Below are 14,124 nucleotides of genomic sequence, written 5' to 3'. Positions count from 1 at the left end.
ACATCTCATGTTTCGCAACACAGCATCGCGGAGGCCGAACCGCGGGTCAAGAATCCGTCGGCGGCTCCGCGCCTGGCCCGCACAGGCCTCCTCCGCGCGCCCGGGGGCCGGCAGCGCACCCGCAGGTATCATTTATTCCGCAAACACCACAAACCCCCACATCCCGAGTCCGGCACGGATGTGCCCGAGGTGAGGATGCGCGACATCACCTTCGACGACCGCGACGAGCTCCCGGAGCCCGGGGGCGAGGCGGAGGCGCTGCTGGACGCACGGGGCCGGGTGGCGGCCTGGGGCGCGGGCGCCGAGAAACTGCTCGGTCACCCGGCGCGGGAGGTGCTCGGGCGGCGCGCGGACGGCCTGCTGCACGACCCCGCCGAGGCCGCGCACCTGGTCCGGCGCTGGGCGGAGGGGGTCCGCGAGGGGCCGCTGGTGCTGCGGCGGCGCGGCGGGGAACCGGTCGAGGTCCAGGTCTGGGTGCGTTCCCTCACCGCCGCGGACGGCGCGCAGCGGTGGCTCGTCCAGGCGGCCGGCGCGCAGTCGTACCGCACGTTCGAGTTCGGCCGGGCCCTGTTGCAGGGACTGTTCACCGACATCCCCTTCCACATCGACCTCTTCGACACACGGCAGCGGTTCATCGCCCAGAACCTCGCGCAGCGGCGCGCCGGGGTGTTCCGGGACGCCGAGTACTCCGGGCACACGATGCGCGAGATGGCCCCGCCGGGCCTGCTGGACATCGACGCGCTGGAGGAGCGGCAGCGGCGGGTGCTGGAGACCGGCGAGGCGCTGCTCGACACCGAGGTCGTCGGTCACCCCGTGCCAGGTTCGCCCGACGACTACGTCTGGTCGGAGTCGATCCTGCCGCTCAGGGACCCGTCCGGGACGGTGATCGCGCTGGCCCATGTGATCTCCGACGTGACCCACCGGGTCCGCTCGCGCGAGCGGCTGGTCCTGGCCAACGATGCGGGCACCCGGATCGGCACCTCCCTGGACCTGTGGCAGACGGCCCGGGAGCTGGCCGAGGTCGCGGTGCCGCGGTTCGCCGACGCCTGCCACGTCGACCTGCTGGACTCCGTCTTCTCCGACAGCCTCGACGCGGACGGCCGGGAGCCTGCCGACGACGCGCGGCCCCGCCACCCGTTGCTTCGCCGGGCCGCGTCCGACGGAGTGACCACCGCGGACCCGGGCACCGACGGGGTCCGGGCGGTGCGGGTGGGCGACCTCGACACGGTGGCGACGGCACCCGGCTCGCCGTTCCTCGACGCCCTGGCGAAGGGCGAGTCCGTGCTTCTCGCGGACGAGCAGCTGCGCCCCGCCGCCGCGGACCCCCTGCGGGCACCGGGCGCCGGACCGGACGTGCACTCCTGGCTGCTCGTGCCCATGCTCGCGCGGGGTGTCGCACTCGGCACCGCCCTCTTCATGCGCTCGCGCAGCCACCGCCGGTTCGAGCCCGAGGACGTGCTGCTCGCCGAGCAGATCGTGACCCGCACCGCGGTGTGCGTCGACAACGCCAGCCGCTACCACCGGGAGCGGACGACGGCCAGGACCCTGCGGCGCAGTCTGCTCCCCCAGCGGCTGCCGTCGCCGTCGGCGGTGCGGACGGCCTCCCGCTACCTGCCGGCCAGCGAGCACACCGGGCTGGGCGGGGACTGGTTCGACGTGATCCCGCTGTCCGGGGCCCGGGTGGCGCTCGTGGTGGGCGACGTGGTCGGGCACGGTCTGCAGTCGGCGGTGACCATGGGCCGGCTGCGCGGTGCCGTCCGCACCCTGGCGGATCTCGACCTGTCCCCCGCGGAGCTCCTCGCCCACCTGGACGACCAGATGAACCGGTTCCTCGACGAGCGCGGCGACGAGGCCTCCCTGGTGACCGGGGCTACCTGCCTGTACGCGGTGTACGACCCGGTGACACGGCTGTGCCAGCTGGCGCGCGCCGGTCATCCGCCCCCGGCGGTCGTCTCGGCGGACGGCGCCGTCGACCTGGTGGACCTGCCCGGCGGGCCGCCCCTCGGGCTCGGCGGCGTGGTGTTCGAGGAGCGCGAGATCGCCCTCACCGACGGGGACCTCCTGGTCCTCTACACGGACGGGCTGCTGGAGTCGCGTGCGCAGGACCTCGACACCGGGCTGCGCCGGTTGCGCGCCGCACTCTCCCGCACCCCCGCGTCGGCCGCTCCGCAGGACGTGTGCGACACGCTGGTCGGTGAGCTGCTGCCGCCGGGCCACCAGGACGACGTGGCGGTACTGGTGGCCCGGATGAGCGGTCTGGCCCCGGACGCCCATGTCACCTGGGCGATCGAGGCACAGGAGCAGATGGTCGGCCGGGCACGGGAGCTGACCGCACGTCAGCTGGCGCGGTGGGGGCTGGCGGAGGAGTCGTTCACCACCGAGCTCATCGTGAGCGAGCTGGTGACGAACGCGCTGCGGTACGGCGGTGCGCCGATCGCGCTGCGCCTGATCCGGGACCGGAGCCTGATCTGCGAGGTCTCGGACGGCAGCAGCACCACGCCCCATGTGCGGCATGCCCGGGACACCGACGAGGGCGGCCGCGGCCTCTACCTCATCACCCAGCTCGCCCAGAACTGGGGGACGCGGTACAACCCGCGCGGCAAGACCATCTGGGCCGAGCAGTCACTTCCCGGCTGACGCGCGCGCCGCGGACGGTGGCCGGTCGTCGTCCGGGCCGGGCACGACGACCAGGAAGGCGTCCGAGCCGAGGTCCATCACCACGGTCGCCCGCCCGCCCTCGGCCCGGCACCGTGCCGCGTACTCCTCGGCCGGCCACGAACCCCGGGGAGCCCCGGCGGGAAATCGCTCCAGCACCCTCGCGCTCATAGTGGTCCTGCACCTCCCGAGTCGGTCTTCGCCTTTCCCTGCGGCTGCCCCCGATCGACGCGGACATGCCGGAAACGCCGGAAGGGCGGCCGCCGGTCCGTCGCGCGAGCCCGGGGAGGTGGGAGCGTGGGGCCGTCGCAGCCTGCCGCCGCACCGCCCCGGAGCCGCCCCGTGACCGTCTCGGTCGTCCTGTTCACCGCCGACCTGCGCCTGCACGACCATCCGCCGCTGCGGGCCGCCCTGGACGGCTCGGACGAGGTCGTGCCGCTGTTCGTGCGGGACCGCGCGGTGGACAGGGCCGGGTTCGCGGTGCCCAACCGGCTGGCGTTCCTCGCCGACTGCCTCGGCGATCTGGACGCGGGGCTGCGTGAGCGCGGCGGCCGACTGGTGGTGCGTTCGGGTGACCTCGTCGAGGAGGTGTGCAAGGCGGCGGCCGAGGCGGACGCCGCCACGGTGCACCTCGCGGCCGACGTCAGCGGGTATGCGCAGCGCCGGGAGGAGCGGCTGCGCCGCGCCCTGGCGGCGGACGGCCGGCGGCTGCACGTCCACGACGCGGTGGCCTCGGCGGTCCCGGCCGGTGCGGTGACCCCGGCCGGTTCGGCGCACTACGCGGTGTTCACGCCGTACTTCCGGCAGTGGTCGCGGCAGCCGCTGCGGACGGCCGTGGCCGCGCCACGCCTGCTGCGGGTCCCGGACGGGCTCGGATCGGAGCCGCTGCCGCGCCGCGACCGGCTGTCCGGCGTGTCGGAGGGCCTGGCCGCCGGTGGCGAGGCGGCGGCCCGCAGACGGCTGGCGGCCTGGCTGCGTACGGGCATCGGGTCGTACGAGGACCGGCACGACGACCTGGCGGGCGACGCGACCTCCCGGCTGTCGCCGCATCTCCACTTCGGGACGCTCTCCCCCGTCGAGCTGGTCCACCGGGCCCGGAAGGCGGGCGGGCCGGGCGCCGAGGCATTCGTACGGCAGCTCGCCTGGCGGGACTTCCACCGGCAGGTGCTGGCCGCGCGGCCCGCCGCGGCCACGGCCGACTACCGCACGAGACACGACCGTTGGCGCACCGGGCGCGCCGCGGACGAGGACGCCGAGGCGTGGCGGGCGGGCCGCACCGGCTACCCGGTCGTCGACGCGGCGATGCGCCAGCTGCGCCACGAGGGCTGGATGCACAACCGGGGACGGCTGCTGGCGGCGAGTTTCCTGGCCAAGACGCTGTACGTCGACTGGCGGGTGGGCGCCCGGCACTTCCTGGAGCTGCTGGTCGACGGGGACGTGGCGAACAACCAGCTCAACTGGCAGTGGGTGGCGGGCACCGGCACCGACACCCGCCCCAACCGGGTCCTCAACCCGGTGACCCAGGCGAAGCGTTACGACCCCGACGGCGCGTACGTACGGCGCTGGGTGCCGGAGTTGGCGGGGCTGCCGGGGGCGAAGGTGCACGAGCCGGGGAAGCGGGGCGGCCCCGACCGGGCGGCGCTCGGCTACCCGGAGCCGATCGTCGATCTGGCGGACGGTCTCGCCCGGTTCCGGCAGGCGCGGGAGCGCGACGGAGCCCATAACTACACATAAAGAAGAAATAAGAGCAGAATGCTATCTAGCGGCGTATACCGCACGCACCAGACGCGGTCAGGCCTGTTAGTCGAGAAGGAGACGAGTCATGGCCAACGTCTCGCACGGCAGAAGTGACATATCCAGCCACCCCGATGTCTCCGAGATGCGGGAGCGCTACGCCCGCATGCTCGGCGGCCGTGATGTGGCGCTCGTGGACGGACCGGTGTTCCTGCTCGGTCTGTACTGCGCGGCGTCGCCGTGGATCCTCCACTACACGGCCAGCCAGCCCGCGCTCGTGACCCACAACCTGATCATGGGCATAGCGATAGGTCTGCTGGCACTGGGCTTCACCAGGGCGCCGGAGCGCATGTACGGCCTCAGCTGGGCCATGTGCGCGCTGGGCATCTGGATGATCATCGCCCCCTGGGTGGTCGGCAGCAGCCCGGACAAGGGCGTCATCATCAACAACGTCATCATCGGCGCACTGGCCCTCTGCCTCGGGCTGGTGTGCGCCGCTTCGGCGGCCAAGCGGACGCCTGTGACCTAGGCACACCGGACATCCCCTGGAAGGGAGGACGCGGGGCCGGTCCGATGACGGCGGACCGGCCCCGCCGCGCGCCCGCTCAGTGCCCGGGGACCAGCCAGGGCTGCTGCGGGAGCGGGCTGCCGGTCTCGATGAGGGACTTCAGGTTCGAGAGCACGGCCGGCCAGCCGGCCGAGATGCCCCGGAGTTCGCCCTCGTCGTTGAGGTCCTCGTGGGTGACGGTGAGCTTGACGATGTCGGCGTGCGGGTGGATGTCGAAGGTGACCCGGGAGTGCCGGCCCCGGTCGCCCTCGTCCGCGGGCGCTGCCCAGGTGGTGACCAGCCGGGTCGGGCGGTCGCTCTCGACGACGGTGCCGACCACGTCGGCGACGCCGGAGCCGTCGGTGCGGACGTGCTCCCAGCGGGATCCCGGGCGCCAGTCGGAGACGTTGGAGTGTCCCCAGTAGACGGCTGTCAGGTCGGCGTCCGTGAGGGCGTCCCAGACCTTCTCGGGGGTGCTGGCGATGTAGGTGACGTAGACATAGCTGGGCTGGTCGCTCATGGCTTCCTCGGCTCTTCGCTTCAGGTCGCCGAGCGCGCGCAGGCGCGGGCGCTCGAACTTGTCGATCCACCGCTCCTGGATCTCGTGGAGCGGCACCGGGTTGAGGTAGTGCAGCTTCTCCCGCCCCCTGCGCACGGTGCTGATCAGATTGGCCGCCTCCAGGACGGCCAGGTGCTGGGTCACCGACTGCCGGGTCATCGCGATGCGCTCGCACAGCTCGCCCAGGGTCTGGCCGTTCTGCTCGTGCAGCCGGTCCAGCAGCCGTCTGCGGGTGTCGTCGGCCAGCGCCTTGAAGACCTGGTCCATCCCGGTGTCGTCCTCTGATCGCACTACCCAAAGTTATGCAGTCGATTGCCTGCATGTCAACGCGGGCCGCCGGTGCGGTGCGGTTCAGGGAGTCGTGCCGAACGAGATCCACACGTCCGGCGACAGGTCCGGCATGCCCGGCACCGGCCGGGACTCCTCCGTCCAGGCGTCGCCGGCGGCACCGGCCGCGACCCGCCGCCAGAAGGCGACGGCACCCGGGTTCTCGTACTGGAAGGCGATCTCCCAGCGGCCCGGATGACGGGCGAGGACCTCGCGGACGGCGGCCCGCCCGATGCCGGTCCGCCGCGCGCCGCGCACCACGAAGAAGCTGTTGAGCACCCGCACGGGCGTATCCAGCGCGCGGACGAAGGCGAAGCCGACCGGGTGCCCGCCCCGGACGAAGAGGTAGGGCGCCCAGCCGGGGGCGGAGAACGCGTCCGCGACGCGCTCGTCGCGGAACGAGCCGTCGGGCCTCGGCAGGAGTCCACGGAACTCGGACAGGTCGTGGCGGAACATCAGCCACAGACGGTCGACGACGGGCCGGTCCTCGGGAACGGCGGGACGGACGACGACGTCCGCAGCAGTGGGTTCGGTCATGAAAAAAGCCTCATCCGGCGGCTGTTGACCGCCGGGTGAGGCTGACGTGTGATCGGCACACTACACCACGGCCGGCTCCTCCGGCGTCAGGTACTCCTCGCTGACCTCCTTCGCGCCGAACGGCCACACCTTCTCCAGCCGGGCCCAGACCACGAACGCCACACAGCCGAGGGCCAGCCAGGCCAGGGACCACTCGATGGGGTGGCGGCCCGGGGAGTTCCGGTCGGCGTAGCCGTAGATCACGCACCAGCCGGCGAAGGCGACGATGCTCGGCAGCGGGTAGAGCCACATGCGGTACGGCCGTTTCAGGGCCGGCTGGCGGCGGCGCAGCACGGTGAGCGCCACGATCTGGGCCAGCGCCTGGACGATCACCATCACGGTGGTGAGCAGCTGGATCAGGGTCGCCAGGTCGGTGTGCCGGCCGATCAGGAAGCCGATGGCGGTGATCACGCCCATGGTGGCGAGCCCCAGCATCGGGAAGCGGTGCTTGGGGTGCAGCTTCCCGTAGGGGCGGAAGAAGACGCGGTCGCGGGCCGCGTCGTAGGGCACCCGGGAGCCGCCGAGCAGGCCGGTGAAGACCGAGGCGAAGGCCGTGATGAGGATCAGCACGGTCACCGTGTCGGCGGCCCCCTTGCCCCAGGTCTTCTCGAGAACCGCCGAGGCCACGGAGGTCGAGGCGATGTCGTCCGGGTTCGTCATGCGGTGCCAGTCGACGACGCCGAGCGTGCCGATCTGGAGCAGCAGGTAGATCGCCATGATGCCGAGGATCGAGAAGAGGATGGAGCGCGGCAGGACGCGGCCCGGTTCCTTGATCTCGGCGCCCATGTACGCGGTCGTGTTGTAGCCGAGGTAGTCGTAGATGCCGATGGTCAGGCCCGCGGCGAAGCCGAGCCAGAAGTGGTCGCTGGTCAGGTCGAAGGCGTGCGCCGGGTAGGTGAAGGCCAGGTGCGGGCTGAAGTCGGTCGCCGCGGCGACGATCACCAGCAGCACCGAGGCGATCATCACCGTCCACATGACGGCGGTGATCCGGGCGATGTGCTCGATGCCCCGCCAGAGCAGCAGCACCACCAGGGCGATGACGCCGAGCCCGATCAGGTCGCCGGAGGTCTGGCCGAGGCCGGGGGCGAGGTAGCCCAGGTACTGGACGAAGCCGACCACGCCGGTGGACATGATCAGCGGGATGAAGAGCATCGCCGTCCACACGAACAGGAACGGCATCAGGCGTCCGGTGCGGTACTGGAAGGCCTGGCGCAGATAGACGTAACTGCCGCCGGAGCCGGGCATCGCGGCGCCGAGTTCGGCCCAGACGAGGCCGTCGCAGAGCGCGAGCACCGCGCCCGCGACGAAGCCGATGACGGCCTGCGGGCCGCCGAACGCGGCGACCATGAGCGGGATGGTCACGAACGGACCGATGCCGCACATCTGGCTCATGTTGATGGCGGTGGCCTGGAACAGGCCGACGCGGCGGACGAAACCGCCGTCCGGCGGCGCACTGCCCGAGACGGGGGGACTACCGGGACCTGCAGACATGAGGGCTCCTGAGCGAGACACGGGGAGGCGGGCGGGGGCGCGTACGACGGGCGGGTGCCGACTCGGCGGATGGCCGATAAAGTTAAGGAGCCTTACTAGATGCGTCAAGTATGCGTCGGGAATCGGTGAGAATGGTGCGATGGCCGCCAGCGACGTCGTAGAGGAGCAGGAGCAGCCCTGGAGCCGGCGGCGCCTGCGCAGCGCCAACGAGCGGCTGCTGCTGGACCGGCTGCGCCTGCTCGGTTCCGCCTCGCGCGCCCAACTGGCCCGCGAGACCGGCCTGTCCAAGCCGACGGTGTCCAGCGCGCTGGCCGCGCTGGAGTCGGCGGGCCTGGTCCACGAGGTCGGCACCCACGTGCCGGAGCGCGGCCGCACGGCCGTCCTGTACGCACCGGACCCGGCGGCCGGGTTCGCGCTCGGCATCGACGTGGGCCGGAGCTGGCTGCGGGTGGCGGTCGCCGATCTCGACGGCACCCTGGTCGCCCGCTCCGACGTGCGCAACCGGGCCCGGGGTTCGGGCGCGATGGCCGACCTGCTGGTCGCCACCGCCCGGCAGGTGGTCGCCAACTCCGGGGTGGATCCGGCCGAGGTGGTGCACGGGGTGGTGGGCACGCCCGGCGTCTACGACGAGCGGCAGCGCCGGGTGCGGTACGCGATGCATCTGCCCGGATGGGGGCGCGCGGGCCTGTTCGACCGGATGCGCGAGGAGCTGGGCGTCCCGCTGGAGGTGCACAACGACGCCAACCTGGCGGCCCTCGGCGAGTACACGTACGGCGTCGGGGCGGGCAGCCGGCTGTTCGCGTACATCATGATCGGCACCGGCCTCGGGATGGGCGTGGTCAGCGAGGGGCGGCTGTTCACCGGGGCGCACGGGCTGGCCGGGGAGATAGGGTTCCTGCCCTGGCCGGGGCAGCAGCGGGGGCCGGAGCGGCTGGAGGACGCGGTGTCGGGGGTGGCCGTGGTGGAGACGGCGCGACGGCTGGGGATGACCGGGCAGCTCACCGCGAAGTCCGTGTTCGACGCGGCCCGCCAGGGCGATCCGGCCGCGGTGGAGGCCGTACGCCTGGAGGGCGAGCGGATCGCGCACACGGTGGCGGCGGCCGCGGCCGTCCTCGACCCCGACCTGGTGGTGCTCGGCGGCGGCGTCGGCCACAGCGTCGACCTCCTGCTGCGCCCCGTACGGGACCACCTGCGCACACTCACCCCGCTGCGCCCGAAGCTGGCACCCAGCGGGCTCGGCGAGGACGCGGTGCTGCTCGGCGCGGTGGCGACCGCCCTGGGCACCGCCCGTGACCTGGTGTTCGAGCGCCGGTCGGGCGCTTCCTGACCGCGGCGGCGCCAACTCGCGCGGGCCCCACGGTGATTGACACCGCCTCCGTGGCACCCTAGCTTGAGCCGGGTTAGTAAAGTTTCCTAACTTTACGAGCCTGGAGACCATCGTGTTCCCTCGCCGCGCCCCCGGACACCGCCTCGCCACGGCCGCCGTGGCCCTGGGACTGCTCTGCTCACTCAACACCAGCGCCTGGGCCGGGGCCCGCGACCCGGCCCACGGGCCCGGCCGGATCACCCGTGTGCCGTCCGCCGCCGGGTCCGAGACCCCGCTGTCGGGCTACGCGATCCGGTCGACGGCGGACGTGGCCGACTCCGCGGCGGCGGTCTCCTCCCCCGGCTACCCGACGCAGGGCTGGTATCCGGCGGGGCCCCGCTCCACGGTCCTGGCCGCACTCCTCGCCGACGGTGTCCACGACGACCCGTTCGTCTCCACCAACCTCCAGAAGATCCCCAAGTCGCCCTTCCAGGTGCCCTGGTGGTACCGCAGCGACTTCACGGTGGCCGACCCCTCGCACCGCACCTACCTGGACTTCAGCGGGGTGATCTCGGCGGCCGACGTGTACGTGAACGGGCGTCAGGTCGCGACCGCCGCCGACGTCACCGGCGCCTACACCCGGCACGAACTGGACGTCACCTCGCTCGTGACGGCCGGCACGAACACGGTCGCCTTCCGCATCCAGCCCAACAACCCGAACAAGAACCTCACCATGGGCTGGCTCGACTGGCTCCAGCCGCCACCCGACCAGAACATGGGCATCGTCCGTGACGTCCTGGTCCGGCGCGGCGGCCCGGTCGCGCTGCGCGACGCACACGTGGTCACGAAGCTCGCGGTGCCGTCGCTCGCGACGGCCGACCTGACGGTGAAGGCACAGGCCCGCAACGACTCGGACGCTCCGGTCACCGCCGAGGTCTCCGGCACCGTCGCCGGGGTGACCCTCACCAGGTCGGTCGAGCTGGCGGCCCACCAGACCAGGACCGTGACCTTCTCCCCCGCCGACACCCCCGGTCTGCACCTCACCTCCCCCGAGGTGTGGTGGCCCGCGGGCATGGGCGGCCAGCCGCTCTACGACCTCGACCTCACCGCCGCCGTCGGCGGCACGGCCTCGGACACCGCGCACGAGACCTTCGGCATCCGGGACGTCAAGGCTCCGCTGAACTCCGACGGCGCCCGCCAGTACTCGGTCAACGGCCGCCGGCTGCTGATCAAGGGCGGCGGCTGGTCACCGGACGAGTTCCTGCGCTGGGACCGCACCTATGCCGAGGACCGCCTGAAGTACGCCCTCGACCTGGGCCTCAACGCGATCCGGCTGGAAGGCCACATCGAGCCCGACGAGTTCTTCGGCCTCGCCGACCGCCTCGGCGTCCTCACGCTGCCCGGCTGGGAGTGCTGCGACAAGTGGGAGGGGCAGACCAACCCCGGCGAGAGCGGTGAGAAGTGGACCGCTGCCGACTACCAGGTCGCCCAGGCCTCGATGGCCGCCGAGGCCGCCCGGCTGCGGGACCACCCGAGCGTGGTCTCCTTCCTGATCGGCAGCGACGCCGCGCCCGACGCGACGATCGAGAAGAACTATCTGGACGCCCTGGACGCCGCCGACTGGGCGGTCCCGGTGGTGCCCGCCGCCTCGGACAAGTCGGCTCCCCAGCTGGGCAGTTCGGGCATGAAGATGACCGGCCCCTACGACTGGGTCCCGCCGGGCTACTGGTACGCCAAGCGCGAGGGCGGTGCCACCGGCTTCAACTCGGAGACCAGCGCCGGCCCGGACATCCCCACCCTCGACACCCTGCGCCGGATGATGCCCCCGGCCGAACTCGACACCCTCTGGAAGGACCCGGACGCCAAGCAGTACCACCGCTCACCGTCCGCCACCTTCGGCACCCTGAAGGTCTACGACGCCGCCCTCACCGGCCGCTACGGCGCCCCGAAGAGCCTCACCGACTACGTCAGGAAGGCCCAGCTCGCCCAGTACGAGAACGTCCGCGCCCAGTACGAGGCGTACGAACGCAACCAGACCGACGCCTCGAAGCCGTCCACCGGGGTCGTGTACTGGATGTTCAACAGCGGCTGGACGTCCCTTCACTGGCAGCTCATGGACCGTTACCTCGACCAGGGCGGCGCCTACTTCGGCGCGAAGAAGGCCAACGAGCCGCTGCACGTCCAGTACTCCTACGACGACCGCTCGGTCGCCGTACTGAACAACCGGCACACGCCGGCCTCGGGACTCACCGTACGGGCCACCCTCTTCAACCCCGACGGCACCCAGAAGTACGACAAGACCGTCACCGGTGTCTCGGTCCAGGGCGACGGCGCACACAGCACCGCGCTCACCCTGCCGTCATCGGTGTCCGGGCTGTCGTCCACCTACCTGGCCCGGCTGGTCCTCACCGACGCCGACGGCAAGGAGGTGAGCCGCAACGTCTACTGGCTCTCCGCCAGGTCCGACACCCTCGACTGGGCGAAGACCGACTGGTGGCACACGCCGACGACGGGCTACGCCGACCTGACCGGACTCTCCTCCATGGCCCAGGTCCCGGTCACCGCGACGGCGTCGACGACGGACGCCGACGGCACGTCGACCACCACGGTCACCGTCCGCAACACGGGCACCGGGAAGACCCCGTCCCTGCTGACGGACGTCCATCTGGTCGACGCGAACGGCAGGCCCGTGCTGCCGGTGCGGTGGTCGGACAACGAGGTCAGTCTGTGGCCGGGCGAGTCGGCGACCCTGACGGTCACCTACCGGACCGCCGACCTGGACGGCTCCACGCCCCAGGTGCGGGTATCCGGCTGGAACGCGGTGGAGCGGACGGTTCCGGCGGGGCTGCCGGAACCGTCCGTCCCGCTCAGCTCACGTTGAGCGCGGTGTCGTCGACGACGAAGGACGTCTGGAGGGTCGAACCCTCGACACCGGAGAACTTGATGGTGGCCGTGGTGCCGGCCAGGGAGGAGACGTCGAAGCTCTTGAGGACGTATCCGGAGGCCGCGTTGAGGTTGGAGTACGTGGCCAGGGTGGTGGATCCGGCGGTGACCGTCAGCTTGTCGTAGGCGGTGCTGGTGGTGGTTTCCGCGGTGTCGATGTGCAGATAGAAGCTGAGCGTCGCGGAGCAGCCGGACGGAATGGTCACCGACTGGGACAGCGTGTCGGTGTGGGCGGAGCCGTAGCCGTCGAGCCAGGCCTTGTAGGAGCCGGTGCGGGCCGCCTCGCTGCTGGAGTTGGTGATGACTCCGCTGCTGGCGGTCCAGGTGGTGTTGCCGGACTCGAAGCCGGGGTTGCCGAGGAGCTGGGCGGAGGTGCAGGTGCCACCGCCGCCCCCTCCTCCGCCACCACTGCTGCCGCTGCTGGCGCCGGTGAGCCAGGCGGTGGCGTTGAGGGCGAGGGCGGCGTTGGTGGCGCCGGTGTCGTTCCAGCCGTCGTACAGCGTGTTGCCGGACTGGCCGGTGCCGTCGTCGATCGGGGAGCTGTCGCCCCAGAACGCGACCCGGCCGCTGCCGAAGGTGCTGGTGGCGAAGAAGGCGCCGGTGTTCCCGGAGTAGCCGCTGCGGTAGACCAGGCCCTTGACGGCCGAGTTGTCCGAGGGCTTGAGCGTCGCGGTGGTGCCGTCGGCGATCAGGCTCTTGGTGACGGTGCCGAAGGAGCCGTTCAGCACGGGGTCGCTGCTGTCGCTGATCGCGGCCGGGTAGCCGGAGCTGATGTCGAGCGAGTCGATCGAGAACCCGAACGGGTCGGTCGAGTCCACGCTGTTGTTCGTCATCAGGTCGTTGAGGATCTCGACGGCGTCCTCACCGTCGCTGTTGCGGTCGGCCCCGGTGTGGTCCGAGACCATGAAGAGACCGCCGCCGTTCTTCACGAAGTTCATGATCGCCGTCTTCTCGGCGGTCGTGAACAGCGTGTTCGGCTCGGGCAGCACCAGCGCGTCGAAGTTCGACAGGTCGGTCGTCGACGAACCGCCGTAGGTGAGCGCGCTGGTCGCCGTCTTCATGCTGTAGCTGCCGGTCTTCTGGAGGGCCACGCCCCACGAGGAGAGCGCGCCGGTCCAGTCGGTCTCCGAGGACGGGGAGGAGTCCTGGGCGAGCGGGTCGGGCTTGCTGGTGGAGATGATCCAGTCCGCGTTGCCGGCCTCCTCGGCGTGGCCGTCGTCGAACAGGACGCGGTAGGTGGTGGCCGCGTGGGCGGGGGCGGCCGCGGTGCCCACCTGGAGGGCGGCTCCCGTGACGAGCAGCCCGAACCCGGCGAGGGCGGTGGTGAGTCTGTGGCGGGATCTGCTGGATCCAAGCATCCGGCGAACCTCCGTGAGGGGGTGGGGTAGAGGCGGTGCGGGCGCCAACTCTGCGCGCGTAGAACGTGCTTGAGATTTCTACACGCGTCAACTCATTGAAAGGTACATGGCATGTCTGGTCGGTGAACAGAAAACCGCTGTAACAACCGGACGGGACTGCCGCCGGATTCAGCGGGCAGATTGGACAGCAGCGGAGTACAGACGAAGAGGGGCGGACATGGAGATCTCGGGCATCATCAGCGCCATCGTCATCGGACTCATCATCGGTGTGCTGGGGCGCCTGGTCGTCCCCGGCCGCCAGCACGTCGGCGTTCTGTGGACCATCGTCGTCGGCATCGTGGCGGCGCTGCTGGGTTCCGCGCTCGCGGCGGGCTTCGGCGTGGCCGACACCAAGGGTCCGGACTGGATCGAGTGGTTCATCCAGATCGCCCTGGCGGCGCTGGGGATCGCGGCACTGGACCGCAGCAGGGCACGCCGGTGACCTGAGCGCGCGTCGGGCGCGGCGGGGCCCCCCCCCCCGGGGGGGGGGGCCCCCCCCCGGGGGGCCCCCCGCGGGGGGGCCCCCCCCCGGCGGCCCACAAGGCGGCCGGGTGACCGGGGGGGGGTCGCACCGCCGGGGCACCCCGCC

At 71.9% G+C, this 14,124-nt stretch carries 11 protein-coding genes; 6 read left to right on the top strand and 5 right to left on the bottom strand.

Annotation, left to right across the window (positions count from 1 at the left end; translation table 11 throughout):
* Positions 1–195: 195 nt before the first annotated feature.
* Positions 196–2,637, top strand: a complete 2,442-nt coding sequence (locus tag ACIQVL_RS36535; RefSeq protein WP_403477479.1) for a SpoIIE family protein phosphatase — start codon at positions 196–198, stop codon at positions 2,635–2,637.
* Here ACIQVL_RS36535 and ACIQVL_RS36530 read toward each other — a convergent pair.
* A complete protein-coding gene (locus ACIQVL_RS36530; RefSeq protein ID WP_403437505.1) occupies positions 2,623–2,826 on the bottom strand; it encodes a hypothetical protein in 204 nt (67 codons plus the stop codon). The two genes, ACIQVL_RS36535 and ACIQVL_RS36530, sit on opposite strands and share 15 nt — an antisense overlap.
* A 171-nt stretch (positions 2,827–2,997) precedes the next feature.
* On the opposite strand from ACIQVL_RS36530, the gene ACIQVL_RS36525 reads away from it, so the two are divergent.
* Both ACIQVL_RS36525 and ACIQVL_RS36520 read left to right on the top strand, forming a co-directional pair.
* Entirely contained in the window at positions 2,998–4,389 is a 1,392-nt protein-coding gene (locus tag ACIQVL_RS36525; protein ID WP_403437504.1) for a cryptochrome/photolyase family protein, read from the top strand.
* Positions 4,390–4,477: 88 nt separating this feature from the next.
* Positions 4,478–4,918 (top strand): SPW repeat protein, encoded by a 441-nt coding sequence (locus ACIQVL_RS36520; RefSeq protein ID WP_403437503.1) that lies wholly within the window; start codon positions 4,478–4,480, stop codon positions 4,916–4,918.
* Positions 4,919–4,994: 76 nt separating this feature from the next.
* Here ACIQVL_RS36520 and ACIQVL_RS36515 read toward each other — a convergent pair whose 3' ends face one another.
* From ACIQVL_RS36515 to ACIQVL_RS36505, 3 genes are all read right to left on the bottom strand, one after another.
* Complete coding sequence (locus tag ACIQVL_RS36515; protein ID WP_403437643.1) at positions 4,995–5,762, bottom strand: ArsR/SmtB family transcription factor; 768 nt, start codon at positions 5,760–5,762, stop codon at positions 4,995–4,997.
* 84 nt (positions 5,763–5,846) lie between these two features.
* The gene (locus ACIQVL_RS36510; RefSeq protein WP_403477478.1) at positions 5,847–6,359 is read right to left on the bottom strand and encodes a GNAT family N-acetyltransferase; all 513 of its coding nucleotides are present in this window, start codon (positions 6,357–6,359) and stop codon (positions 5,847–5,849) included.
* A gap of 60 nt (positions 6,360–6,419) precedes the next feature.
* Positions 6,420–7,889 (bottom strand): APC family permease, encoded by a 1,470-nt coding sequence (locus tag ACIQVL_RS36505; RefSeq protein WP_403437501.1) that lies wholly within the window; start codon positions 7,887–7,889, stop codon positions 6,420–6,422.
* Between the two features lie 139 nt (positions 7,890–8,028).
* On the opposite strand from ACIQVL_RS36505, the gene ACIQVL_RS36500 reads away from it, so the two are divergent.
* Entirely contained in the window at positions 8,029–9,216 is a 1,188-nt protein-coding gene (locus ACIQVL_RS36500; protein ID WP_403477477.1) for an ROK family protein, read from the top strand.
* Between the two features lie 112 nt (positions 9,217–9,328).
* Complete coding sequence (locus tag ACIQVL_RS36495; protein ID WP_403477476.1) at positions 9,329–12,076, top strand: glycosyl hydrolase 2 galactose-binding domain-containing protein; 2,748 nt, start codon at positions 9,329–9,331, stop codon at positions 12,074–12,076.
* Here ACIQVL_RS36495 and ACIQVL_RS36490 read toward each other — a convergent pair.
* Positions 12,063–13,496 carry a hydrolase gene (locus ACIQVL_RS36490; RefSeq protein ID WP_403437497.1) on the bottom strand — a complete coding sequence of 478 codons (1,434 nt, stop codon included), beginning with the start codon at positions 13,494–13,496 and terminating at the stop codon, positions 12,063–12,065. The two genes, ACIQVL_RS36495 and ACIQVL_RS36490, sit on opposite strands and share 14 nt — an antisense overlap.
* A gap of 217 nt (positions 13,497–13,713) precedes the next feature.
* Here ACIQVL_RS36490 and ACIQVL_RS36485 point away from each other — a divergent pair, with 217 nt between their 5' ends.
* A complete protein-coding gene (locus ACIQVL_RS36485) occupies positions 13,714–13,977 on the top strand; it encodes a GlsB/YeaQ/YmgE family stress response membrane protein (protein ID WP_403437496.1) in 264 nt (87 codons plus the stop codon).
* The last annotated feature ends 147 nt before the right edge of the window (positions 13,978–14,124 follow it).

It is taken from the genome of Streptomyces sp. NPDC090499 (assembly GCF_044769305.1).
Taxonomy (GTDB): Bacteria; Actinomycetota; Actinomycetes; order Streptomycetales; family Streptomycetaceae; genus Streptomyces.
Note: the sequence above shows the minus strand (reverse complement) of the source record. Positions and strands in the feature narration are given on the sequence as shown.

Bases quoted from the DNA above. Each gene is read 5' to 3' on its own strand.
- ACIQVL_RS36535 (WP_403477479.1), top strand. From the start codon at position 196: ATGCGCGACATCACCTTCGACGACCGCGACGAGCTCCCGGAGCCCGGG.
- ACIQVL_RS36530 (WP_403437505.1), bottom strand. From the start codon at position 2,826: ATGAGCGCGAGGGTGCTGGAGCGATTTCCCGCCGGGGCTCCCCGGGGT.
- ACIQVL_RS36520 (WP_403437503.1), top strand. From the start codon at position 4,478: ATGGCCAACGTCTCGCACGGCAGAAGTGACATATCCAGCCACCCCGAT.
- ACIQVL_RS36515 (WP_403437643.1), bottom strand. From the start codon at position 5,762: ATGGACCAGGTCTTCAAGGCGCTGGCCGACGACACCCGCAGACGGCTG.
- ACIQVL_RS36510 (WP_403477478.1), bottom strand. From the start codon at position 6,359: ATGACCGAACCCACTGCTGCGGACGTCGTCGTCCGTCCCGCCGTTCCC.
- ACIQVL_RS36505 (WP_403437501.1), bottom strand. From the start codon at position 7,889: ATGTCTGCAGGTCCCGGTAGTCCCCCCGTCTCGGGCAGTGCGCCGCCG.
- ACIQVL_RS36500 (WP_403477477.1), top strand. From the start codon at position 8,029: ATGGCCGCCAGCGACGTCGTAGAGGAGCAGGAGCAGCCCTGGAGCCGG.
- ACIQVL_RS36490 (WP_403437497.1), bottom strand. From the start codon at position 13,496: ATGCTTGGATCCAGCAGATCCCGCCACAGACTCACCACCGCCCTCGCC.
- ACIQVL_RS36485 (WP_403437496.1), top strand. From the start codon at position 13,714: ATGGAGATCTCGGGCATCATCAGCGCCATCGTCATCGGACTCATCATC.